The following is a 22352-nucleotide window of genomic DNA, read 5'->3' on the forward strand; positions in this document are numbered from 1 at the left end:
AGCCGGTGTGACCGCGCGGCTGGGGGTAGGGGGTGGTGATGAGCCGACCGGACGACCTGACGAAGCGCGCCGAGGAGATCGCGCGCTCCATCGCCCGCGCCGCCACCCGTGCGGGGCATACCGTGGCGCTCGCGGAGTCCCTCACGGGCGGCCAGATCTCGTGCCAGCTCGGCGCGGCACCCGACTCCAGCGAGTGGTACGCGGGCTGCGTCGTCGCCTACGCGAGTGACGTGAAGCGCAGAGTGCTCGGGGTGCCGGCCGGTCCGGTGGTCAGCGAGGCGGCAGCCGCCGCCATGGCCGAGGGAGTGGCGGACCTGCTCGGTTCCGACCTCGCGGTGGCCGTCACGGGCGTCGGTGGCCCGGATCACGAGGAGGGCGAACCGCCCGGGACCGTGTGGTTCGGGATCTGCGACCGGGGGACGGTGACGACCGAGCTGGAGCGCCTGGACGGTGACCCGGAGGAGGTCCTCGCCCAGACGACGGTGCACGCGTTGACCTTGCTGGATCGCGCCCTGCAGGGTCGCGCCGCCCCCGGCTGAGCGGCATACGGCTGCCTCTCCCTGACTCCATGTGAGCTGCCGACTTGTCGGGGTATGGCATCGGGAGGAGAGTGGAGCGTGGGCGACGTGCCGGATGGCCGCTGACGCCCGTCGTCGTTGCCAGCGCCTGCCGACGCACCGCCTCCATCACCCACCAGGACGACCCTGAGGTACGAGGAGGAACTGATGACGACTGCCCGAGACATCATGAACGCTGGAGCGACCTGCGTCGGCGAGGACCAGACCCTGCTCGAGGCTGCGCGGATGATGCGGGACATGGGAGTGGGCTCCCTGCCCATCTGCGGCAACGACCAGAAGCTGCACGGCATCATCACCGACCGAGACATCGTCGTGAAGTGCGTGGCCGAGGGCAAGGACGTGTCGACGTGCACGGCCGGTGAGCTCGCCCAGGGTGAGGTCACCTGGGTCGACGCCATGACCGACGTCACCGACGTCGTGGACGTCATGGGCCGCGAGCAGGTCAAGCGGCTTCCTGTCATCGAGAACCACCAGCTCGTCGGCATGATCAGCGAGGCAGACCTCGCGCGTCACCTCGACGAGCACCAGCTGAGCGAGTTCGTGGAGAAGGTCTTCGCGCGACCCTGACCTTCACTGAAGGCTTTTGCCGTATGCCGCTGGGCCGGCTCCCGTCGGGGAGCCGGCCCTGCGGCGCCTGCACGTCGTCACGCCGGGCTCCGGTGCCCGTTTCCCTTCCGGTGGTCGGGGGTAGTGGGCTCGCGTGAACCAGTCGAACGCCGATCGTCGCACGCCCCGGCGCGTTGTCGTGACCGGCGGGGCCGGTTTCCTCGGCAGCCACTTGTGCGAGGCGCTCCTCGACGCCGGCTCAGAGGTGCTGTGCATGGACAACTTCATCACCGGCACGCCAGACAACGTGCACCACATCCAGGAGCACCCTCGCTTCCGGCTGATCCGGTGCGACGTCACCGACTTCGTCCACGTGCCGGGCGAGGTCGACCTCGTCCTCCATTTCGCGTCCCCCGCTTCGCCCATCGACTACCTCAAGCTGCCGATCCACACGCTCAAGGTGGGGGCCATCGGCACCTGGCACGCGCTCGGCCTGGCGAAGGACAAGGGCGCCCGGTTCGTGCTCGCCTCCACGTCGGAGGTCTACGGCGACCCGCAGGTCCACCCCCAGCCGGAGAGCTACTGGGGGCACGTCAACCCGATCGGTCCGCGGGGCGTGTACGACGAGGGCAAGCGCTACGGCGAGGCGCTGACGACGGCCTACCGGTGCAGCGAGGAGGTCGACACCGGCATCGTCCGCATCTTCAACACGTACGGCCCACGGATGCGCCCCCACGACGGCCGGGCCATCCCGACCTTCATCCGGCAGGCGCTGCGCGACGAGCCGATCACTCTTGCGGGAGACGGGTTGCAGACGCGATCCGTCTGCTACGTCGACGACCTCGTCGCCGGGATCCTCGCCTTCGCCGGCAGCGGGCATCCCGGTCCCGTCAACATCGGCAATCCCGACGAGATGACCGTCCGGCGGATCGCCGAGGACATCGTCGCGGCGGCCGGCTCACGATCGGAGATCATCAGCATCGACCGTCCGGTCGACGACCCGCAGGTCCGCCGGCCCGACACTGCCCTGGCCGAGGACCTGTTGGGTTGGCGGCCGCTCGTGCCGTGGGAGAAGGGGCTGGAGCGGACGGTGGCGTGGTTCCGCGAGGAAGCCACGGCCGCAGGGGAGCTACCTCCGGAGAGCCTCGTCGGCTGACAGGCGGCGCGCCTCGGCCAGCACGTCCTCGACTGCGATCCGCCTGAGCCGGATGTCCGTCGTGTGGCCGTGGGGATCGCCCGGAGGGTCGCCCGGCTCGGGCCGATGGAGCACGCGGTGCAGGTGCGAGTCGATGCGCGGGCCCCAGTGGTCCGGAGGCGTCGGGCCGAAGAGCAGGACAGAGGGTGTGCCGTAGGCGGTCGCCACGTGGGCGACACCGGTGTCCCCCGACACGAGGAGCCGTGCGGCGCCGATGAGCGCAGCCAGGTCGCGCAGGCCGAGCCGGCCTGAGAGATCGGCGACTCCGGGGTGGGCGGCCACCCGCCGGCAGGCGTCCTGCTCACCCGGTCCACCCGTGACCACGACGGGCCAGCCCTCCTCCGACAGGCTGGTCGCGACCGCCGCCCAACGGTCCGGTGGCCAGCGCCGGGAGCCGGCCGCGGCGCCCGGGTGGATCACGACCGGCGTGTCGGGGAGGTCAGCGAGCGGCGAGCCGGGATCGGCCTCGGGTGGGGGCAGCCGGAGGTCAGCGGCCGAGCAGTCGCCGCCGGCCGAAGCGACGAGCCGGCACCACCGGTCGACCTCGTGCTCATCCGCCTGCCATGCCGGCCCATCGACGAATCCCGCTGCCGCACAATGGAAGGCGACCAGGTGGCGCGGCGACAGCCGGCCCAGAGCCCGGTGACTCTCCGGTCCGCTGCCGTGCAGGTTCACCGCGACGTCGGGGCCCGGATCGTCCCACCGAGGGGTCGACGGGCCGTCGGTCGGCACGACCCGGTCGACGAGGCCGTGGGCAACCATGAGCGCGCCCAGCGCCGGGTCCGCAGCGAGCGCGACCTCCGCCGACTCCCACCGTCGGCGGATCCCGCGCAGCGCCGGGACCGCCGCATAGAGGTCGCCGAGCCCGAGCGCACGGAGCACCAGGACACGCTCGACCACTGGGGTCACGGCCAGGACGGCTCCGTCGACGGCGCCGCCACCACCTCGCGCAGCTCGAAGCCCTCGGGCTGCTGGAGCACCATGACGATGGCGCGGGCCACATCCCCCGGGTCACTGAGCTTGGCGTCCGGTGGCGGCTTGTACTGCTCGTCGCGCCCGTCGAAGAAGTGCGTCCGCATGCCGCCCGGGGTGACCATCGTGACGCCGACCCGGCCAGCCAGCTCGGTGGCGAGTGCTCGGCTGAACCCGACCACCCCGAACTTCGACGCGCAGTAGGCAGTGGCATCGCCCGCGGCCCGCAGCCCCAGGGTGGAGCCGATCGTGACGACGGCGCCGCGGGAGCGCTCGAGGTGCGGCAGACAGGCCCGCACGACGGCGGCCGTGCCGATGAGGTTGACGCGGATGACGCGCTCCCAGTCCTCGGCCGGGACCGTGGCGAGGGGCCCGCACGAATCAGTCCCGGCAGCGGTCACGACGGCATCGGGCGGCCCGACCGTGCGGACGAGCTCCTCGACGGAGGAGGCGACGGCGGCGGTGTCCGACACGTCGGTGATGGCGTGTGGCGCGCCGCTCTCCGGAACCACCCGGTCGAGCACGGCGGGCTTGCCACCAGCGGCTGCCACCGCCTCGACCACGGCGGCGCCGAGCCCGCTGGCCCCTCCGGTCACGTAGACGATTCCGAGGTCACGCATATCGGTCATCGAGAGTTACCCCGCATCCTTGAGGATCGCTGTTGTCGACCGCCCCGGGAGGAGCGGCAGGATCTGGACTCGCCCACCCCAGCTGCGGACGAGGTCCGCCTCCGGGAGGACGGCTCCGGCATAGTCGGCGCCCTTGGCCCACACGTCGGGCCGGATCCGGTCGAGCACGGCGGACGGCTCGTCCTCGTCGAAGATGACGACGGCGTCGACCGCGTCGAGCGCGAGCAGGACCTGGGCACGGTCCCGCTCGGTCTGCACGGGCCTGCTCCTGCCCTTGAGGCGCCGGACGGAGGCGTCCGAGTTGAGCAGCACGACCAGCGCATCACCGAGGGCGCGCGCCGCGCGAAGGCTCTGGACATGCCCGGCGTGGAGCACGTCGAAGCACCCTCCCGTCGCGATGAGCGCGCCGCCGCGCGCGTGCACCTCACGAGCCAGTCCCATCGCCGCCGCCTCACCGAGTCGGGTGACGACGTCTGGGTCCCGCCTGCGCGGGCTGCCGCCGTCGGGGCGGTCAGCTGCGGCGGCGGACCCGACCCGATGCGCGCTGACCCCTCCAGCCGCGACCCAGGCGGAGGCCTCTGCGACGCCCAGCCGGATGGCGTCGGAGAGGTGCTGCCCTCGCGTCAGCGCGACGGCCACGGTCGATGCATAGCGGTCGCCTGCACCGCACGTGTCACCGTCGTGGCACTCGGGCGCCGGGATCCGCAGGACGTCGCCGTCCGATCGAGCGAGCCAGACGCCCTCGGCGCCAACCGTGACGGACACCGCAGTCGAGCGCCATCGCTGGACGAGCTCGGCTGCCACGTCGGGCGGCCGGGCGACCGACCGGCCGCTGGCCGCCACCGCCTCCGCCGCCTCGGCGGCATTCGGCGTCGCGACCGCGCAGCCGGCGATGGGCGGCGCACCGCGCGGGTGCGGGTCCCAGATGACCGGCACCTGTCCGGCCTTGTCAGCGAGCACCTCCCGCAGCGGCTCCATGCGCGTGGTCCCGGCGCCGTAGCAGGAGACGAGGATCCCGTCGGCTGCCTCGAGCGCCTCCAGCGCCCGCCGTGGAAGTCGCCCGAGCGGCGCGGCCGGACCGCCCTCGTCGAGCCGGGCAACGACCTGGTGGCCGATCCGGATCCGGCACTTCGTGCGGGTGGCGCCCTCGTGCCCGAGGGCGACGAGATCGACCCCTGCCGCAGCGAGGCCCGCACGAACCCGCTCCCCTGCTGCGTCGTCCGCCACGGGGGCGATGAGCGTGACGTCGACGTCCGCACCCGCCCCCAGGACCGCAGCGAGCCCGGCACCGCCCGGCCCCTCGTCGACGCGCTCCACGTCGATGACCGGCGCCGGTGCGTCGGGGCACAGCCGCGTGGTCGAGCCGACCACCTCCCGGTCGAGGAGGACGTCGCCGACGACGACGAGGTTCGGCCGGCTCACGACGCCCTCCTGCCGGAGGCGCCCTCGAGCATCGCCCGCGCCGCAAGGACGCTGTCCATGGCGGCACAGAGCGCATGGATGATGACGAGGTGGACCTCCTGGACTGCGGCGCTCGACCCGGCGGGCACGGCGATCGCACTGTCCGCCATCGCAGCGAGCGGGTTCGGGGCCGGTCCGGTCAGCGCCCAGACGGTGAGCCCCACGTCGTGGGCGCGCTTGGCGGCGTGCAGCACGTTGCTGCTCGTGCCGCTCGTCGACAGGAGGACGACGATGTCACCCGGCCGGCCGTGCGCCTCCACCTGTCGCGCGAACACCTCGTCGCCCCCGTAGTCGTTGAGGATCGCGGTGAAGCTCGACGACTCTGCATGGAGCGAGATCGCCGACAGCGGCCGCCGCTCCGTCAGGAACCGGCCGACCAGCTCGGCGGTGAGGTGCTGCGCCTCGGCCGCGCTGCCGCCGTTGCCGGCCGCGAGGACGCGGCCGCCGTCGGGAAGCGAACGGGCAAGCTGCTCGCCCCAGGACTGGACGAGCGGCCAGGCGCGCTCCACCTCGGCGAGGCCGTCCCTCAGCTCGCGCTCGTGACGCTCGAGCCACGAGTGGCCGAGCACGGCGTCCCCCCAGTCCGCGGGGAGCTCGGAGGCATGCGGCACCGGGAGAGCGCTCCCGTTCGTCGGGGTGCGCGCCACGTCGGCGAGGATCTGCTCGGTGGCGGCAGCCACGATCGACCAGTCGAAGCGCTGGAGTGCTCGCCGGCGTGCTTCGGCGCCCATCGCGGCGCGACCCGCGGGGTCGGCCAGCAGCTCGCGGACCACTGCCGCCAGCGCCTTGGAGTCCCCCGGCTCGACGAGTCGACCGGTCTGACCGTCGATGACGGAGTCGAGCAGCCCGCCCACGGCATGCCCGACGAGCGGCCGGCCACAGGCAGCCGCCTCCAGCGGGGTGATCCCGAAGGGCTCGTACCACGGTGTCGAGAGCACGACGTCTGCCCACCGGTAATGCTGGGGCAGGTCCTCGTGAGCGATGCCCCCGAGCAGGCGGACCCGGTCGGCGACGCCTGCCTCGCGAGCGACCTCGAGGAGACGCCGCGCCTCCGGGTCGTCGAGGATGCGGCTCTCGTCAGGTCCGCCCGCGATGGCGAGCTCGGCGCCCGGGATCTCCGCGAGCGCCCTGATGACCGTGTCGCAGCCCTTCCGGGGCACGAGCCGACCGACGACGAGGAGCCGGCCACCGCGGTCGGCTGAGCTCATCTCGGCGGCGGCGTCTCCACCGTTGTCCGGGCGGAACAGCGCCGTGTCGACGCCGCACGGGACGACGCGCGCCCGGTGCACCGGAGCGCCCATGGCGCCGAGCTCGGCCACCTCGTCCGAGCAGGTCGCGATGATCCGGTCGACCTGCCACGCGAGCTGGCGCTCGAGGTCGATGCGGTCGGCGGGGCTGGTGTCGTCCGAGCCTTGGTGGCGTTGCTTGACGGTCCCCAGCGCGTGAAAGGTCTGGGCGACCGGCACCCCGACCGCCCGAGCAGCCTGGACGGTCGCCAGGCCGGACATCCAGAAGTGGGCGTGTGCCACGTCGGGCGGGCCAGTGGCCAGCCAGTCCTGCTCGAGCCAGCGTCCGAACTCCGGCATGTAGGGCAGCAGCTCGTCCTTCGGCACCGCTCGTGGCGGGCCCGCGGGGACGTGTACCACCGTGACTCCGGGCGCGAGGGCAACTCGCTCGGCGAGGGACTCGTCATCCCGTCGCGTGTACACGTAGACGTCGTGGCCGCGCTGCCCGAGGTGGCGGGCGAGAGCATCGACGTGGACGTTCTGACCACCGGCGTCAACGCCACCGAGGACGGCCAGGGGGCTGGCGTGCTCGGAGATGAGGGCGATCTTCACGAGGTCACCTCCTTGAGGACGTGGTCCCAGCTGTCGAGGAACCGATCGAGGGAGTAGCGGTTGAGGACGTGGGCGCGGGCGGCTGCACCGTGCCGCCGGGCGGTGGCCGGGTCGTCGAGCCACTCCTGCGCGGCGGCGTGCAGGCGAGCGAGGTCGTTGGAGACGACGCCGGCCTCGGGTGGCACCGCCTCGGGGGCCTCCGTCGTCGACAGGGCGAGGACCGGCAGGCCGAGCGCCATCGCCTCGAGCATGGCCAGCCCGAGGCTGGTCCACCGGTAGGGGTGCAGGTAGGCGCGATGCCGGCCCAGCACGGCGTGCAGCTCCGCCTGGGTCAGGTCATGGGTGCGCCCGGTCAGGTCCACTCCGCGTTCCTGGGCCACTCCGACCAGCGCTGCGGTCTGCATCCCGTAGACGTGCACCGGGACGTGCCGCGCCACCCGCAGCAGCAGGTCGGTGCCGGCGACCCGCCATCGCCGCACCGGCTCGTTGACGACCGCCGCGAGGCTCGGGTCCGCGCCGGTGTAGCGGTGGCCGGGGTCGGCCACGCCGTGCTCGACGACGAAGACCTCGTGGTCGCCGCAGTCCCACGCCATCGCGTTGAAGTACGTGACGTGAACAAGGGGTATGCCGCTGAGCCGGCTCTCGAAGGTCACTGCATGCCGGGTGCCCACCGCGGTTCCCGTCGGCGTGTTGTGCTCGACGTACACCGCGGGCACGTCCACACCGACCCGCAGGCCCGTCCACTGCTCGAGAAGCTCCGCCTCGTGCGGGCGCTGGAGGACGACCACGTCGAACGGCTCGCCCCTCAGGTGGGCCACCGGCACCTCACGGGCCCGCGCCGGCCAGTCCCACGTCAGGGCTCGACCGCGGCCGTCGGCGTCGCGATCGGGTGTCAGGGGGATGACGTAGTCGTGCGGTCCCGAGAGGAACGACGTCATCCAGGAGCCGTGCACGTGCCAGGCGAGGACCCTCATGCGACCACCACCTCGGAGCTCACCAGCTCGTCCACGGCGTCGACGACCTCGGCGCGGGAGATGCCTGACAGGCATGGGTGCCCGTCGACCGGGCACTCGCGGGCCCGCGTGCCGCGGCAGCCGGCATGCTGGTCGCCGAGAACCCGGAACGGGACACCCCACGGGCCCCACCGCTCCACCGGCACGACGGGGGCGAACAGGCTGACCACGGGTGTGCCCACGGCAGCAGCGAGATGGGCGGGGCCGGAGTTGACCGAGACGACACACTGCGCACCGGCCAGGATCTGGGCCAGCTCTGCGAAGCTGGTCGTCCCGCGTGCGTCGGTGACTGGCTCGCTGCCTGCCGACGCGAGCGAGCCGACCCGTCGTCGCGCGTCCGCGGTGGCCGACGCCGCTCCGGTGACGACCACGTGCCAGCCGGCGTCCATGAGTCCAGCCACCAGATCAGCGGTCTGCCAGTCGGGAATCGAGCGGGAGGGGACCGATGCGGTTGGGTGCACGACCACGACATGCCGCGGCAGCGACGCCGCGAGTCCGGTGGGCGGGCCGAGCGCTCGCAGGCGGAGGCGGAGATCGTCACCGGCCGGCGGCTCGTGTCCGGCCGCCCGCGCAAGTGCCAGTGCCGCCTGCACCTCATGGCCGCCCTCCGGTCCCCCGGTGTCTGGTGCCCCATCGGGGAGACGACGGTGCCGGACGTCGAGCAGGGAGCCTGCGTAGTCCTCGCTGCTGCCGGCGACGCGCGGGATGCCGGCCAGGCGGGCGAGCAGTGCGATGGGCAGCGGGCTCTGGTGGAAGGAGGTGAAGATGACCGCCTCGTCGTAGCCGCCGTCCCTCAGCCGCTCGACCAGCCCGAGCATGCCTGGCGAGTCGACAGGTGGGGGTTCGTAGCCGACCCAGGGCGCGTCGAGAGTGATGACGTCGTCGATGCCGGGGAGCAGCTCGGCGGCGGGCGCGCCGGCGGGCGAGACGAGCAGGTCGAGGCGGCTGGCACTGTTGCGCAGGGCGCGTAGCGCCGGCCCCATGAGCAGGACGTCTCCGAGGCTGTCGAGGCGCACGGCGAGGACTGAGCGACGCAGTTCAGGCACGGGACCGCCCCCGCGCCAGTGCGACGTCCACCGCGGCGGACAGGGTCTGTGCCACCCACGGTGCCGACTCGATCTCGTCCCTCCGGGTCACGGACGTGGGCACGAGAATCCCCGTCGCCCCCGCGGCGCGCGCCGCCAGCACGTCCGCTCCGATGTCGCCGATGACGACGCACCTCGTCGGATCGACCCCGAGGCGCCGGGCCGCCGCGCGGACGAGTCCCGGGCGTGGCTTCCGACAGTCGCAGCCGTCGTCGGGCCCGTGGTGGCACACCTCCCACGCGTCGAACGGCCCGACCGTCCGGTCGATCCGCTCGTTGACGGCTCGCACGTCGTCCGTGCTGATGAGGTTGCGTGCCACGCCTGACTGGTTGGTGATGACGCCCACGCGAATCCCCTTGATGCGCAAGCGATCGACCGAATGTCGGGCGTCCGGCTTCGGCCGGACCTCCTCGGGGTCGCCGTTGTAGGGGACGTCCTCGACGATCGTGCCGTCCCGGTCGAAGAGGACCGCCTCGATCGGAGGTGGCCACGGCTCTGCGTTGCGATGTCGCCACCAACCGGTGAGGCGGTGCGCCACGGCCAGCGGAGGAATCATCGCGCTCGTCCACGCCATCGTGGCGACCTCACGCGGAGTCCTCGGTCCCGGTGCGATGCGGCGCAGCATGAAGTCCCCGGTGAGTCCCAGCCAGGCTGCGGCGCCCAGCGCGCCCACACGCCTGCCACGCAGCCCCAGGGCGGCAAACGTCGTGGCGGCGGCCAGCGTCGTTGCGACATGCCAGGGCAGCCGGCCTCGTCCGGTCTCCGCGCGACGGCGCCAGTCCCTCCCATGGAGACGGCGCATCAGGGCGTCGTCGGTGTTGCCGCGCTGCACGCGGACGCTCACCCAGGGATCCGCCGGCCGCACCGGGTGCAGGACGTACCGCTCCCCCACGGCGAGCTGCCATCCGGAATCGCGAACGCGAAGGGCGAGGTCGGCGTCCTCGCGATAGGCCCTGGGGAAGCGTTCGTCGAAGCCGTCGACCTCCCGCAGCGCGGTGGCCCGGTATGCCAGGTCGGCGGTGGCCCAGGTGGCCCGTTCGAGACCGGCCGTCGAGCGCTCCCAGTCCGTCGGGCGCCTCCCGTCGGGCAGGGGCACCCGGATCCGGCCCTGGACACCGGCGACCCGGTCGCCGGCTGCCGCGAGATCGCGCTGGAGTCCGCGTGCCCAGCCGGCGGGCACGACCACGTCGTCGTCGAGGAACGCGATCCATTCGGTGCGGGCCAGTCGTGCCCCGAGGTTGCGCGCCGCCGCAGGGCCCCTGCCCAGGCCCAGCACGACCCGCACGGAGATCCGCTCGGCAACCTCGTCGGGCACCTCGATCGCGGGGGTGGGTTCCGGGCGGTCGTCCACGACGATGACCTCGGCTGCCGCACAGTCCTCCTGGCGAGCCAGGCCCACGAGGAGATCGGCCAGCGTGGCGCGTCCCACGGTGGGAATGACGACGGTGTGGTCCGCCGCCCCCGGAGCTGAGGCGACCCGTGACGTCACGACGAGGACCCCTGCGTGGTGAGGCCGGCGCGCCGCACGAGGTGCGGGCCGAGCACGAGCGCGTCCACCGGCGTCGATCCGAAGAGCTCGAGGGCGTCCCTGGGGGCGTCCACCATGGGCCGTCCCGCGGTGTTGAGGCTCGTGTTGATGACGACGGGCAGGCCGGTCCGGCGGTCGAAGTCGCGGATCACCCCGGCCAGACGGGGCTGGGTCGCTTCGTCGACCGTCTGGATGCGGGCCGTGCCGTCGACATGGACGACGGCCGGGATGCGGTCGACCCACTCCGGCGCAACCCGATGGACGAAGAGCATGTAGGGACTCGGGATCGGCCCCTCGCTGAAGATCTGCTCGGCCCGCTCCGCGAGCACCATCGGCGCGACGGGTCGGAACTGTTCCCGGCCCTTGACGTCGTTGAGCCGCTCGAGGTTGGCGGCGTGACCGGGATGGGCGAGCAGGGACCGCTGGCCCAGGGCGCGCGGCCCGAACTCGCTCCGGCCGTCGAACCACGCGATGACCCCGTTGGCGGCGAGGAGAGCCGCGACCTCGCCGGCGAGGTCGTCGGGAGTGGTGAACGGCACGGCCGCCGTGCGCAGCGCCGCCGCCAGCTCGTCATCGGACCAGCCGCGTCCCAGAGCCGCGGTCGTGAAGGGCTCGGCGAGCGATGGGCCCCCGTTGTCCCGGGCGAGGTCCGCCGTCAGCTGCAGGGCTGCCCCGAGGGACGTCCCTGCATCGCCAGCGGCAGGCTGCACCCACACCTCGTCGAACGGCGTCTCTCGCCAGAGGCGGCTGTTCGCGACGCAGTTGAGTGCGACGCCGCCCGCGAGGCACAGAGTCGAGTCACCGGTGCGGGCATGCAGCCACGTGGCCAGGTCCACGAGCACCTCCTCCAGGCGCGCCTGGACGCTGCAGGCGAGGTCGGCATGGGCCCCGGACCACTCGCCATCACCCTTCGGCCTGGCCGGCGCAAACTCTGACCACTCCGGGATGGAGGCCTCGAATCCCCCGGTCTCCGTGGCGAACACGTTCTCGCGGAACCAGCCGAGGTGTCGGGGACGACCGTAGGACGCCAAGGCCATGACCTTGAACTCGTCGCTGGAGCGAAGGAAGCCGAGGTGCTCCGTCAGCGACTCGTAGAGCAGGCCCAGCGAATGGGGCAGCTGCTGTGTCGCGAGCGTGTCCAGGCGCCCAGCCTCGTACCGCCCGGAGAGGTGGGAGGCCTGTTCACCACGGCCGTCGAGCACGAGGACGCTGGCCGGCCGACCCGGCTGGGGTATCGGAGCGGCCAGGGCGGCCGAGGCCGCGTGTGCGACATGGTGCGCGATGAAGTGCACCTTCGACGGGTCCAGCCCGGGCAGCACGGACGCGATGAACTCGGGTGCGCGTTCGGCGTAGAGCCGTCTCAGGTGGTCCCAGGGGTCGTCGAGCCCCATGTCCTCCGCCGGCTTGGCCAGCTGGGGGTCGAAGGAGTACGCGACGGCGTCGAGGTCCTGGGGCGCCAAGCCGGCGTACTCCAGACACCATCGCATGGACAGCTCGGGCAGCTCCCACGCGGAGAAGGGGACCGGGCGCTTTCCGTGCTTGCGCCGGCTGAACCGCTCCTCCTCCGCCGCCGCGGCGAGACGGCCGTCGACGACGAGTGCCGCCGATGGGTCATGGAACAGCGCGTTGACTCCCAACACTTTCACACCGAAGGGCCTACCCATGCCCGGGCGAAAAGCACTTCCAGCCGAGGCGGCGCCTCCGGAACGGGGCCTAGGTTGAGTGGATGGAGCAGGCCGGTGTACCGCGCCCCGGTGCGTCGCGTGCCGGACACGTCCGCCAGCTCGGCCGGAGGCTCGTCACCATCGGTCCACACCGGGGTGCGCACCGCGTCGCCCTCCGGGCCGGCATCTCGGTCCTCGTCCCCCTGCTCCTCCTCGTCGCCGTGGGCCGGCCGGAGTGGACGCCGTACGCCGCGTTCGGCGCGTTCACCTCGCTCTACGGCCGGGCGCACCGGCGTGCCGAGCGGACAGGCATGCAGGCGATGGCCGGGCTCGCCCTCGTCGTGTCCGTGACCCTCGGTGTCGCCGTGTCGCTCGCTCCGGGGTCACGGTGGCTGGTCGTCCCCGCCGGCGCCCTGCTCGCGGCCTGGGGTTCACTCACCTCCGACGCCTATGCCTGGCACCCGCCGGGTCCGCTCTTCCTCGTGTTCGGACTCGCCGTGTGCGCCATGATCCCGGCCGAGCCCGTCGACCTGGTCATCGCCCCCGCAATCGCGGCGGCGAGCGCCGGCTTCTCGCTGCTGGTCGGCCACCTCGGCGTCCTTCGCGAGCCGGGCTCCTGGGAGCGTCCGTCGCTCCCGAGGCCTCAGTTCCGGGACGCCCTGGACCCCGTCGGGTCACGGGCCCACCTGATTCGCTACGTCGTGGCGCTCTCTGTGGCTGGAGCGTTGGCCACGGCTCTCGGTTGGGTGCACCCGTACTGGGCGATGGTGGCTGCCGTCGTCGTCCTGGCTGGTCCCGACCTGGCCTCCCGCCTCGTCCGCGGCCTGCACCGCATCGTCGGCACACTGCTCGGGATCGGAGTCGCCGCAGTCGTGCTCGCCCGGTCGCCGCAGCAGGGCGTGTGGGCCGTGGTCGTCATCGCCGCGCTGCAGGTGTTGGCGGAGCTGTTCGTCGGACGGAACTACGCCCTGGCCCTGCTCTTCGTCACACCGCTGGCGCTGCTGATGGGACAGCTGGTCGCGCCCTCGCCCGTGGGACCCTTGCTGGGCGACCGGTTGCTCGAGACGGTGGTCGGCTCGCTCGTCGCCATGGCAGTGCTCCTCCTCGTCCCCGACCGTCTGCCCCGGCGGCGAACCGCATCCACGCCCGAGTGAGGGAGGGTCGATGTCCGAAGAGGTCGAGGTCGTGGTGGCCCATCACGACTGCGCCACCCTCCGCGTCGGCGAGGTGTTCCTCAAGATCGACGCCGACCAGACGCGGACCGACGTCGAGGTCGAGGCGATGACCCTGGCGCCGATCCCGACCCCGCGGATCCTGTGGCACAGCCCGCCCGTCCTCGCGCTCGCCGCGCTACCGGGCACACCGCTCGGCCGCCTCGGCGAGCCGTCGGGCGCGTCCGCGGCGGCGTGGGTCGCCGCGGGTGCCACGATGCGGAAGCTGCATGATGCGCCTCTGCCGCCGTGGCCCGGGGCGAGTCTTGACGAGAGGGCGGCGGAACTCGACCGCGAGTGCGCATGGCTCATTGCGAACAATGTCCTTCCCGCGGAGCTGGTCACGCGCAACCGCGAGCTTGCCGAGGCTGCACTCCGCCCGTGGACACCGATGTTCGTGCACGGCGATCTGCAGGTCGCCCACGTGTTCGTTGACGGGGACCAGATCACTGGCGTGGTCGACTGGTCCGAGGCCGGTCGGGGCGATGCCTTGTACGACCTCGCCATCCTCACGCTCGGTCACCCGGAACACCTTGACGACGTCGTCGCCGGCTACGGCCGGGACGTCGACCTCGACGTCATCCGCGCCTGGTGGTCACAACGGAGCCTGACGGCGATCCGCTGGCTCGCCGAGCACGGATTCGACCCGTTCTCACCGGGTTGCGAGGTCGACGTGCTGAGGGCCCAGCTGTGAATCCGATCCTCGTGCCGGGCCAGCACGTCGATTCTCGTGCGTGAGGTGACCCCGCCCATCTACGATGCCCCGAAAGAAGGCTCAGGGGGGTCCAATAGAAGGCAGCACCCAGACATGTCCGGTTTCGACAGATCTGCCCGCACGGCCTCGGTCATCCGCCGGAGGTCCCCCGGCCGTCGGCCCGCAGCGGCGTTGGCCCTCGCAGCGGCCCTGGTCGGCGTGCTCTCGGGGGGACCGGCGTCTGCCGCAGCCACCTCCACGACCATCGGCATCTGCCACGGAGTCCTGAACCAGCTGGCGTCCCGCGGCACCGTGCAGGCGAACCTCCTCAAGGCCGCGGCGAGGCAGAATGCGGACCTGATCGGGTCCATGACGGCACGGCGCACCGCCCTGCAGGAGCAGGCCACGGACCTGCAGGCACAGGTCGACCAGGCCAACCAGCAGCTCGCCGAGCTCGAGGCCAAAGGCGTCGAGCTCGAGGAGGGCCTCAAGACCCGCCACCTCACCCTGGACTCAATCAGCGCGCAGCAGGCCAGCGTCGCCGATCACATCGCCACCCTGCAGAAGACGCTGTTCAGCCTGCAGGCGCAACGGACCGACGTCCAGACGCGGCTGGACACGCTGGTGGCCGAGCTCAACGACCTCCTTCCCCAGGCAACGCCCGGTGATGCTGCCGTCCTCGACCTCCAGGCCCGGATCGCTGCGCTGCTGGTTCAGCTGAACCAGCTGGGCGACGAGATCGCCGCGACGGAGGCCCAGCTGGCAACGCTGCAGGGCCACCTCATGTCGCTGGACACCCAGGCCGCCGCCGAGCAGGCGGCCCTTCGCGGCCTCGAGGCACAGGAGAAGGCGAACAACGACGCAATCCTCGCCGAGACGGCCAGGCTGCAGGGCCTGCAGGACGAGCTCCGCAGCGCCGAGGACCAGATCAGTGCGATCGACCGCACGATCGCACTCGGTGGGTGCGCGGCCTGAGCCCGGTCCCGGGAAGCCAGCCCAGCGGCATACGGCATCGTTCTGAGGCGCCATACTCGCGGGGTGAAGAACCTCACCGAGCGCATCCCACGGGACGTCGACCCCGACTCCCTGTACGAGGCGTTCGTCGGGTGGGCGACCGACCAGGGGCTCATCCTGTATCCGCACCAGGAGGAGGCGTTCCTCGAGGTGCTGAGCGGTAGCAACCTCATCCTCTCGACTCCCACCGGCTCCGGGAAGTCGCTCGTTGCGAGCGCCGCCATCCTCACCGCCCTCGCCGAGGACCGGGTCTCCTTCTACACCGCGCCGATCAAGGCGCTCGTGTCCGAGAAGTTCTTCGCCCTCGTCGACCAGTTCGGCGCCGAGAACGTCGGGATGATCACCGGCGACGCATCGGTCAACTCCGACGCGCCCATCATCTGCTGCACGGCCGAGATCCTCGCCAATCTCGCCCTTCGCCAAGGGGCGACCGCCGACGTCGGCCTCGTCATCATGGACGAGTTCCACTTCTATTCCGAGCCGGATCGCGGCTGGGCCTGGCAGGTGCCGATTCTCGAGCTCCCCCAGGCCCAGGTCATCCTCATGTCCGCGACCCTCGGTGACGTGACGATGTTCCGCGACGACCTGACCCGGCGGACGGGGCGGGCCACGGCCGTGATCACCGGCACCGAACGGCCCGTGCCGCTCGAGTTCTCCTACGCGGAGACGCCGATCAACGAGACCATCGAGGAGCTGCTGGAGCACGACCGGGCGCCCGTTTACGTCGTCCACTTCACGCAGGCGGCAGCGCTCGAGCGCGCCCAGGCCCTCGTCGGCGCACGGATCACGACGCGCCAGGAACGGGATGCGATCGCCGACCGGATCGGCGGCTTCCGGTTCGGGGCCGGCTTCGGCCGGACCCTGTCACGGCTCGTGCGACACGGCATCGGCGTCCACCACGCCGGCATGCTGCCGAAGTACCGCCGACTTGTCGAGCAGCTGGCCCAGGACGGCCTCCTCAAGGTCATCTGCGGCACCGACACGCTCGGCGTCGGGATCAACGTGCCGATCCGCACCGTCCTGCTCACCGGGCTGACGAAGTTCGACGGGACGAAGCAGCGGCTGCTCAAGGCCCGGGAGTTCCACCAGATCGTCGGGCGGGCCGGACGGGCCGGATTCGACGCGCGGGGCTGGGTCGTTGCGCAGGCGCCGGAGCACGTCATCGAGAACCTCCGCGCCCTCGAGAAGGCGGGCGACGACCCGAAGAAGCAGCGGAAGGTCCAGCGCAAGAAGGCGCCCGAGGGGTTTGTGAGCTGGTCGCGCGAGACGTTCGAGCGGCTCATCGCGGCGGAGCCGGAGCCGCTCCAGCCCCGGCTGCGGATGTCTCACTCGGTGCTCATCAATCTCCTTGCCAGGGAGGGCAATCCGGTGGCGCACGCGGTGCGGCTCATCAGGGAGAGCCACCATGACGACAAGGACCAGCGCCGGCTGGGGCGCCATGCGCTCGTCCTCGCCAGGGAGCTGCTCACATCCGGCGTCGTCGAGCGGCTGCCCCACGCCGACGCGTCCGGGCGGCGCCACGCGCTGACGATCGACCTCCAACGGGACTTCGCGCTCAACCAGCCGCTCGCGCCGTTCGCGCTCGCCGTCATGGACACCCTTGACCCGGAGTCGGAGACGCATGCCCGCGACATCGTGTCGGTCATCGAGGCCATCCTCGAGGACCCCCGCCAGGTCCTGTGGGCCCAGGAACACCGGGCCCGCGGAGAGGCCGTCGCGGCGATGAAGCTCGACGGGATCGAGTACGAGGAGCGGATGGAGCGGCTCGAGGAGGTCACCTGGCCCAAACCGCTCGGGGACCTGCTCGAGGCGATGCTCGCGACCTACCGGCAGACCCATCCATGGGTCTCGGCCGACGCCCTGTCGCCGAAGTCGGTGGTCCGCGAGATGTACGAGCGCGGCATGACGTTCAACGAGTTCATCTCGGCCTACGGCCTCTCGCGCTCCGAGGGGCTGGTGTTGCGCTACCTCAGCGATGCCTACCGGACGCTGCGGCACACCGTCCCCGAGTCCCACCGCAGCGAGGAGCTCGAGGACCTCATCGAGTGGCTCGGCGAGCTGGTCCGGCAGACCGACTCGAGCCTGCTCGACGAATGGGAGGACCTCGTCAATCCCGCGGAGGCCCTGTCGACGGCACTGGCTCGAGAGGCGGAGGTCGCGCCACCCGCCCGACCCATCACGGCCAACGAGCGTGCGTTCAGGGTGCTCATCCGCAACGCGATGTTCCATCGGGTCGAGCTCGCGTCGCGCGACCAGTGGGAGTCGCTCGGGGAGCTCGAGGCGCGCGTCGCCGAGCTGACCGACCCGCCGCAGAAGGTCGTCATGGACGCCCAGGCGTGGAACGACGCCCTCGGCACCTACTACGACGAGCACGACTCCATCGCGACCGACCAGCAGGCGCGTTCGCCGTCGCTGCTGCAGCTCGAGAAGCTGCCCGGGACGTGGCGGCTGCGCCAGGTCGTCGTCGACCCGGACGGCGACCTCGACTGGGGCATCACGGCCGAGATCGACCTCGCCGCGAGCGACGAGGTCGGTGCGGCCGTCCTCACGGTCACCGGCCTGGGGCGCCTCGGCGGCTAGGGCAGCAGCACGACCTTGCCCATCGTCCGGCGCGACTCGAGGTCGGCGTGCGCCTGGGCCGCCTCGTCGAGGGGGTAGGTCGTGACGAGCGGCGACCAGCGCCCTGCCGCCAGCCAATCGAGGGCCCGGCCCGCGAGGCCGGGGATCCCGCCAGGCAGGGCAAGCATCCTCGCCCCGAGGGACCACGACACGGTCAGCCCCCGCTCGATGACGTCCGTCGTCGTGAAAGCCGTCGGCTCCCCGGCCGAGTATCCGAACATGACGAGCCGACCACCCGGCCCGAGCAGCTCGAGCGTCCTCCGGCCGACGTCGCCACCCACCCCGTCATAGACGACGCTCGGCTCCCCGACCGCCGCACGGACGCTCTCCTCCCAGCCGTGCTGGGTGTAGTCCCCGACGTAGGACAGGCCGAGCGCGCCGAGCCGCTCCACCTTCTCGCGGCCGCCGGCCAGGGCCGCGACCGTCGCGCCCGCATCTCTCGCACCCTGGGCCAGGAGCCACCCCAGCCCTCCCGCGGCCGAGGGAATGAGCACCGTGTCGGTGGGCCCCACCGGCTCGCTCTCGAGGATACCCATGGCGGTGCGACCGGTGCCGACCACCGCGACGGCGTCGGCGACGTCGACGCGGTCCGGGAGGGGGAAGAGCTTCCCGGGGTCGGTGACCGCCTGCTCCGCGTAACCGCCGGGCACCATCCCGAGATGGGCGACGACACGGCGGCCAAGCCATTCGGAGGGCACCACCGAGCCGAGGGCGTCGACCACCCCCGCCACCTCCCGGCCCGGGATCGTCGGCAGCGCTGGCCGAGGCATCGGGCCGGGCTCCCCCCGGCGCAGCGTCGTGTCGACGAGGTGCACGCCGCTCGCCTGGACGGCGATGCGCACCTGTCCAGGGTCGGGACTCAGGTCGGGAAGGTCTTCCGGCACGAGGTTCTCTGCCGGACCGAACTCGTGAAGTCTGATCGCTCGCATGCAACGAGCCAACAATCTCAAGCGCCCTTGAGGTCCAGTCCTTTTCGCGGGCAAAAGCGCCGTGCGCGGGTAAGGGAACGGCAGAAACGAGCGAAAGGACGTTGCAGGATGACAAACATGGACGCGGGTCAGGTCAGGCAGGTGGCTCGGCGAGCGGAGAACCAGGATGCGCTCCTGATGGCTGCTCGGGTGGGCTACGCCGTGAACGGGGTCCTCCATCTGCTCATCGGCTGGATCGCCCTTTCGCTCGCGTGGCGCCTGGGCGTGTCCGGGAGCGCGGACCAGTCAGGGGCCCTCGGCGTCCTCGCCTCGAACACGTTCGGGCGGGTGCTGCTCTGGATCGCGGTCGTCGGCTGGCTCGGCCTCGGGCTGTGGCATCTCCTCCAAGCGGCGCTGAACCGCGGTGAGGCGAAGGACCGGCTCAAGTACGCCGCGAAGGGCGTCACCTACCTCGTCCTGGCCTGGACGGCGTTCGCCTTCGCCCGCGGAGCCAGCTCGTCCAGCTCCCAGCAGACGTCCGACTTCACCGGCAGCCTGATGAGCCAGCCGCTCGGGACCGCCCTCGTCATCGTCGTGGGCCTCGTCATCATCGGCGTCGGCATCTACCACATCCACAAGGGTTGGAAGCGGAAGTTCCTCGCCGACCTCCAGGAGCACCCGGGCGAGTGGGTCGAGAAGCTGGCCCGCTTCGGCTACATCGCCAAGGGCGTCGCCCTCATCGTCGTCGGCGGCCTCTTCGGCATCGCGGCCATCCAGAACGATCCCAAGCAGGCCACGGGCCTCGACGGAGCCCTGAAGACCCTGCTCGATGCTCCTGCCGGACAGTGGCTCGTCACGCTCGTGGCGCTGGGCTTCATCGCCTACGCGATCTACTCCTTCGTGCGAGCGAAGAAGGCTCGCATCTGACAGCCCCCGGTCGGCCCCTCAGCGCGCCTCAATCGCGCCGGCGGCGGAGCCAGTGCCAGGCCAGCAGGGCGCAGACGACACCGTTGACGAGGCCGAGCAGGACATCGCTCAGGTGGTGCATCCCCCGGTAGAGCCGCGCGTACGACACGAGCAGGGGCACGAGCAGGCAGACGGTGGTGACGAGCCGGCGCAGCCACGTCCGCTCGATCCGCTGCGCCATGAATGCGAAGGTCAGGTAGAGCGCTGTCGACGCGCCGACGTGACCGCTCGGGTAGCTCGACGTCGGTGGCGCCGGGTCCAGCTTCTCGACCTCCGGCCGGGGGCGCGCGACGATCCACGCCGCGATGACGAAGACGGTCGCCTGGATGGAGATGGCGATGGCCGGGACGATGGAGTACCACCACTGCCTCGTCCGCCACAGGAGGATGGCGCACACGACGACGCAGGTGGCGATGATGATCTCGGTGTTGCCGATGCGCGACCAGATCCCCGTCGTCGTTTCCCAGACGGTGCTGCGCGACGGTCCTCCCTGAAGTTCCCGGTTCACTGCGGACTCGCCCTGGAGCCCGGCGAGCGGACCCATGATGAGCCAGCCGACCGAGACGATCACGCCGAAGAGGACGAGGCTGGGCGCGATCACCCGGAGGGCGGCGTCGCGCCAGGCCTCCCGCGCGCCGGGTCTCGACTCGTCTCGTTGCCAGCGGTGGAGGTCAACGCTCATCGGTCTTCGCCTTCGTCGGGGGGCAGGGGGTTGAGGTCGCGGGACTCGGGTCCGGCTGTGCCCTCGGGTGGTGGGGGCACGTGCTCCGTGCCCGGTCTCCAGCCGAGGTAACCGATGTAGGAGGCGACCCCCAGGCCGACCCCGAAGATGAGGCCACCGACCACGTCGGAGGGGAAGTGCACCCCGAGGAAGACCCTGTCGAGAGCGGTGATGAGCGCGAAGGCGACCGCGCAGGCGGTCACCCAGCGACGGGCGCGGGGCGAGATGACCGGCCAGACGAGCAGCGTGAGGATCGTCGCCACGGCGGCGGCGTTGGCGGCGTGCCCGCTGGGGAAGCTGTAGCCCGGCGCGTGCGACACAGGGTCAGGGACGATGGGCCGGGCCCGGCGCACGACCTCCTTGATGCCCAGCTGCAGGGCCCAAGCGACCATCATCGTGACGAAGGCCCACAGCGCACGGGTCCTGAGGTGATAGCGGCGCCAGATGACGATGCACACGACCGTGCCGACGATGTAGACCCACTTCGGCTGGGTCGACTCCTGCCAGACGATGAGGGCATCACGCAGGGCCGGGTTCGCCCGGGTCACGTCGGTCGCGGCGGTGATCGCCCGCTGGTCCAGCTCGACGACCGGCGTGGCCTTGAGGCGCACGACGAAGGCGAGCGCCGTGAGGGGGACGGCGAAGACCAGCCCGTAGCCAACCGCCTTGAGCATCCGACGACCCCGGCCGTATGCCGCTGGGCGCGGTCCCGGCGCCGGCGTGGTTCGTCGGGTGGCTTGGTCAGCCATGACGCACCAAGAGGGACTGAGGGTCCACTCGGATGTCGAGGCGCTGGTGCGGGCCGATGGGGTCGCCGTCGATCTCCGCCTCGATCGGTCGCCCCGTCCCGATGGTGAACTCTCGGCCACGCAGCCTGGCGAGCCGCTGGTGGCCGACTCGATGCCGAGTCGCGATGTCGGCGATCACGGAGGCCCACCCTACGGCGCCCCGAGGGGCAATGACGACCGCGTCGAGCACCCCGTCGTCGACCGTGGCGTCCGGCATGAGCTCGAGCCCGCCCTGGAGGGTGCCGCAGTTGCCGACGATGACCGTCCTCGCGTGCCGCCGCACCTGGTCGCTCGGTGACCCGGCGACTCCGTCGCTGCCCGACGCCTCGACTCGAGCGGAGAATCCGCGGTTGAGCAGCTGTCGAAGGCCGGACATGACGTAGGCCGGCCAGCCGATGACGCCCTTGACCCGCTCGCTCGTCCCGGCCATGATCTCGCCGTCGAAGCCGAGGCCGGTCATGATGAGGAAGACCTCCTCGGGCTTCCCGTCGGCGGAGACGAACCCCACGTCGATCGGCCGGTCAGACCCGGTGAGGAGCGGTTCGATGGCAGTCGCGGTCGAGTCCACGGGCAGGTCGAGGTTGCGCGCCAAGAGGTTGCCCGTCCCGGCCGGGAGCAGGCCGAGGGGAACGCCGGTGCCGACGAGGGCGCTGGCGACCGCGCGGACGGTGCCGTCACCACCGAGCGAGGCCACGACGTCCGCGCCGGCCTCGACAGCGTCCCGCCCCTGCTTCTCACCGGTCTGCTCAGCCGTTGTCTCGATCCAGCTCGGTTCCTCCCACCCGTGCCGACGACAGGCCTCCGCAACGACCCTCCGGTCCGCCTCGAGGTCCTCGACCTTCGTCGGGTTGTAGACGACGGCGAGTCGTCGGGTCGGGGCCATGGCGCTCATCCTCTTCGGTTCCGGAGTCTCGACCAAGTA

General features: G+C 71.7%; 20 protein-coding genes. 8 read left to right on the forward strand and 12 right to left on the reverse strand.

Going from position 1 to position 22352, the window contains the following annotated elements; genetic code table 11:
* Positions 1-38: 38 nt before the first annotated feature.
* From ABF401_RS00240 to ABF401_RS00250, 3 genes are all read left to right on the forward strand, one after another.
* A complete protein-coding gene (locus ABF401_RS00240) occupies positions 39-539 on the forward strand; it encodes a CinA family protein (RefSeq protein ID WP_353507508.1) in 501 nt (166 codons plus the stop codon).
* 186 nt (positions 540-725) lie between these two features.
* Positions 726-1145, forward strand: coding sequence for a CBS domain-containing protein (locus ABF401_RS00245; RefSeq protein WP_353507509.1), 420 nt, complete (start codon positions 726-728; stop codon positions 1143-1145).
* 133 nt (positions 1146-1278) lie between these two features.
* Positions 1279-2280, forward strand: a complete 1002-nt coding sequence (locus ABF401_RS00250) for a UDP-glucuronic acid decarboxylase family protein (RefSeq protein ID WP_353507510.1) — start codon at positions 1279-1281, stop codon at positions 2278-2280.
* Here the strand turns inward: ABF401_RS00250 and ABF401_RS00255 are convergent.
* Genes ABF401_RS00255 through ABF401_RS00290 form a run of 8 tightly spaced genes read right to left on the reverse strand, consistent with a single transcriptional unit; the run spans position 2254 to position 12485 of the window.
* Positions 2254-3228 carry a glycosyltransferase family 9 protein gene (locus ABF401_RS00255; RefSeq protein ID WP_353507511.1) on the reverse strand — a complete coding sequence of 325 codons (975 nt, stop codon included), beginning with the start codon at positions 3226-3228 and terminating at the stop codon, positions 2254-2256. The two genes, ABF401_RS00250 and ABF401_RS00255, sit on opposite strands and share 27 nt — an antisense overlap.
* Positions 3225-3920, reverse strand: a complete 696-nt coding sequence (locus ABF401_RS00260; RefSeq protein WP_353507512.1) for an SDR family oxidoreductase — start codon at positions 3918-3920, stop codon at positions 3225-3227. The genes ABF401_RS00255 and ABF401_RS00260 overlap by 4 nt, the downstream gene beginning before the upstream one ends.
* A gap of 6 nt (positions 3921-3926) precedes the next feature.
* Positions 3927-5342 carry a PfkB family carbohydrate kinase gene (locus ABF401_RS00265; protein ID WP_353507513.1) on the reverse strand — a complete coding sequence of 472 codons (1416 nt, stop codon included), beginning with the start codon at positions 5340-5342 and terminating at the stop codon, positions 3927-3929.
* Positions 5339-7219, reverse strand: coding sequence for a glycosyltransferase (locus ABF401_RS00270; protein ID WP_353507514.1), 1881 nt, complete (start codon positions 7217-7219; stop codon positions 5339-5341). Before ABF401_RS00270 ends, ABF401_RS00265 begins: the two co-directional genes overlap by 4 nt.
* Positions 7216-8193, reverse strand: coding sequence for a glycosyltransferase (locus tag ABF401_RS00275; RefSeq protein WP_353507515.1), 978 nt, complete (start codon positions 8191-8193; stop codon positions 7216-7218). The genes ABF401_RS00270 and ABF401_RS00275 overlap by 4 nt, the downstream gene beginning before the upstream one ends.
* On the reverse strand, positions 8190-9278 hold the full coding sequence (locus tag ABF401_RS00280; protein ID WP_353507516.1) for a glycosyltransferase family 9 protein: 1089 nt from the start codon (positions 9276-9278) through the stop codon (positions 8190-8192). The genes ABF401_RS00275 and ABF401_RS00280 overlap by 4 nt, the downstream gene beginning before the upstream one ends.
* Positions 9271-10806 carry an HAD-IIIA family hydrolase gene (locus tag ABF401_RS00285; protein WP_353507517.1) on the reverse strand — a complete coding sequence of 512 codons (1536 nt, stop codon included), beginning with the start codon at positions 10804-10806 and terminating at the stop codon, positions 9271-9273. The genes ABF401_RS00280 and ABF401_RS00285 overlap by 8 nt, the downstream gene beginning before the upstream one ends.
* A complete protein-coding gene (locus ABF401_RS00290; protein WP_353507518.1) occupies positions 10803-12485 on the reverse strand; it encodes a carbamoyltransferase family protein in 1683 nt (560 codons plus the stop codon). The genes ABF401_RS00285 and ABF401_RS00290 overlap by 4 nt, the downstream gene beginning before the upstream one ends.
* Positions 12486-12571: 86 nt before the next feature.
* Between ABF401_RS00290 and ABF401_RS00295 the strand changes: the two genes are divergently transcribed.
* The 4 genes from ABF401_RS00295 (at position 12572) to ABF401_RS00310 (ending at position 18008) form a co-directional block, all read left to right on the forward strand.
* Positions 12572-13663, forward strand: coding sequence for an FUSC family protein (locus tag ABF401_RS00295; RefSeq protein WP_353507519.1), 1092 nt, complete (start codon positions 12572-12574; stop codon positions 13661-13663).
* Positions 13664-13673: 10 nt separating this feature from the next.
* Positions 13674-14414, forward strand: a complete 741-nt coding sequence (locus tag ABF401_RS00300) for a phosphotransferase family protein (protein WP_353507520.1) — start codon at positions 13674-13676, stop codon at positions 14412-14414.
* Between the two features lie 114 nt (positions 14415-14528).
* Positions 14529-15389: a coiled-coil domain-containing protein gene (locus tag ABF401_RS00305; protein WP_353507521.1), complete on the forward strand. Its 861-nt coding sequence runs from the start codon at positions 14529-14531 to the stop codon at positions 15387-15389.
* A 63-nt stretch (positions 15390-15452) separates the two neighbouring features.
* Positions 15453-18008: a DEAD/DEAH box helicase gene (locus tag ABF401_RS00310; protein WP_353507522.1), complete on the forward strand. Its 2556-nt coding sequence runs from the start codon at positions 15453-15455 to the stop codon at positions 18006-18008.
* Here the strand turns inward: ABF401_RS00310 and ABF401_RS00315 are convergent.
* On the reverse strand, positions 18005-18976 hold the full coding sequence (locus ABF401_RS00315) for a zinc-binding dehydrogenase (RefSeq protein WP_353507523.1): 972 nt from the start codon (positions 18974-18976) through the stop codon (positions 18005-18007). The genes ABF401_RS00310 and ABF401_RS00315 overlap by 4 nt on opposite strands.
* A gap of 108 nt (positions 18977-19084) precedes the next feature.
* On the opposite strand from ABF401_RS00315, the gene ABF401_RS00320 reads away from it, so the two are divergent.
* Positions 19085-19882 carry a DUF1206 domain-containing protein gene (locus tag ABF401_RS00320; protein WP_353507524.1) on the forward strand — a complete coding sequence of 266 codons (798 nt, stop codon included), beginning with the start codon at positions 19085-19087 and terminating at the stop codon, positions 19880-19882.
* 28 nt (positions 19883-19910) lie between these two features.
* Here the strand turns inward: ABF401_RS00320 and ABF401_RS00325 are convergent, their stop codons facing one another.
* From ABF401_RS00325 to ABF401_RS00335, 3 genes are read right to left on the reverse strand one after another with little or no spacing between them, the layout of a single operon-like run.
* A complete protein-coding gene (locus ABF401_RS00325; RefSeq protein ID WP_353507525.1) occupies positions 19911-20603 on the reverse strand; it encodes a phosphatase PAP2 family protein in 693 nt (230 codons plus the stop codon).
* Positions 20600-21391: a phosphatase PAP2 family protein gene (locus tag ABF401_RS00330; RefSeq protein WP_353507526.1), complete on the reverse strand. Its 792-nt coding sequence runs from the start codon at positions 21389-21391 to the stop codon at positions 20600-20602. Before ABF401_RS00330 ends, ABF401_RS00325 begins: the two co-directional genes overlap by 4 nt.
* Positions 21384-22313, reverse strand: a complete 930-nt coding sequence (locus ABF401_RS00335) for a diacylglycerol/lipid kinase family protein (RefSeq protein ID WP_353507527.1) — start codon at positions 22311-22313, stop codon at positions 21384-21386. The genes ABF401_RS00330 and ABF401_RS00335 overlap by 8 nt, the downstream gene beginning before the upstream one ends.
* Positions 22314-22352: the final 39 nt, after the last annotated feature.

Origin of the sequence: Intrasporangium sp., assembly GCF_040414665.1 — a bacterium.
Lineage (GTDB): Bacteria > Actinomycetota > Actinomycetes > Actinomycetales > Dermatophilaceae > Intrasporangium.

Excerpts from the sequence above, each read along its gene's own strand:
- ABF401_RS00240 (WP_353507508.1), top strand. The coding sequence starts at position 39 with ATGAGCCGACCGGACGACCTGACGAAGCGCGCCGAGGAGATCGCGCGC.
- ABF401_RS00245 (WP_353507509.1), top strand. The coding sequence starts at position 726 with ATGACGACTGCCCGAGACATCATGAACGCTGGAGCGACCTGCGTCGGC.
- ABF401_RS00260 (WP_353507512.1), bottom strand. The coding sequence starts at position 3,920 with ATGACCGATATGCGTGACCTCGGAATCGTCTACGTGACCGGAGGGGCC.
- ABF401_RS00275 (WP_353507515.1), bottom strand. The coding sequence starts at position 8,193 with ATGAGGGTCCTCGCCTGGCACGTGCACGGCTCCTGGATGACGTCGTTC.
- ABF401_RS00295 (WP_353507519.1), top strand. The coding sequence starts at position 12,572 with ATGGAGCAGGCCGGTGTACCGCGCCCCGGTGCGTCGCGTGCCGGACAC.
- ABF401_RS00300 (WP_353507520.1), top strand. The coding sequence starts at position 13,674 with ATGTCCGAAGAGGTCGAGGTCGTGGTGGCCCATCACGACTGCGCCACC.
- ABF401_RS00305 (WP_353507521.1), top strand. The coding sequence starts at position 14,529 with ATGTCCGGTTTCGACAGATCTGCCCGCACGGCCTCGGTCATCCGCCGG.
- ABF401_RS00315 (WP_353507523.1), bottom strand. The coding sequence starts at position 18,976 with ATGCGAGCGATCAGACTTCACGAGTTCGGTCCGGCAGAGAACCTCGTG.
- ABF401_RS00320 (WP_353507524.1), top strand. The coding sequence starts at position 19,085 with ATGACAAACATGGACGCGGGTCAGGTCAGGCAGGTGGCTCGGCGAGCG.
- ABF401_RS00325 (WP_353507525.1), bottom strand. The coding sequence starts at position 20,603 with ATGAGCGTTGACCTCCACCGCTGGCAACGAGACGAGTCGAGACCCGGC.
- ABF401_RS00330 (WP_353507526.1), bottom strand. The coding sequence starts at position 21,391 with ATGGCTGACCAAGCCACCCGACGAACCACGCCGGCGCCGGGACCGCGC.
- ABF401_RS00335 (WP_353507527.1), bottom strand. The coding sequence starts at position 22,313 with ATGGCCCCGACCCGACGACTCGCCGTCGTCTACAACCCGACGAAGGTC.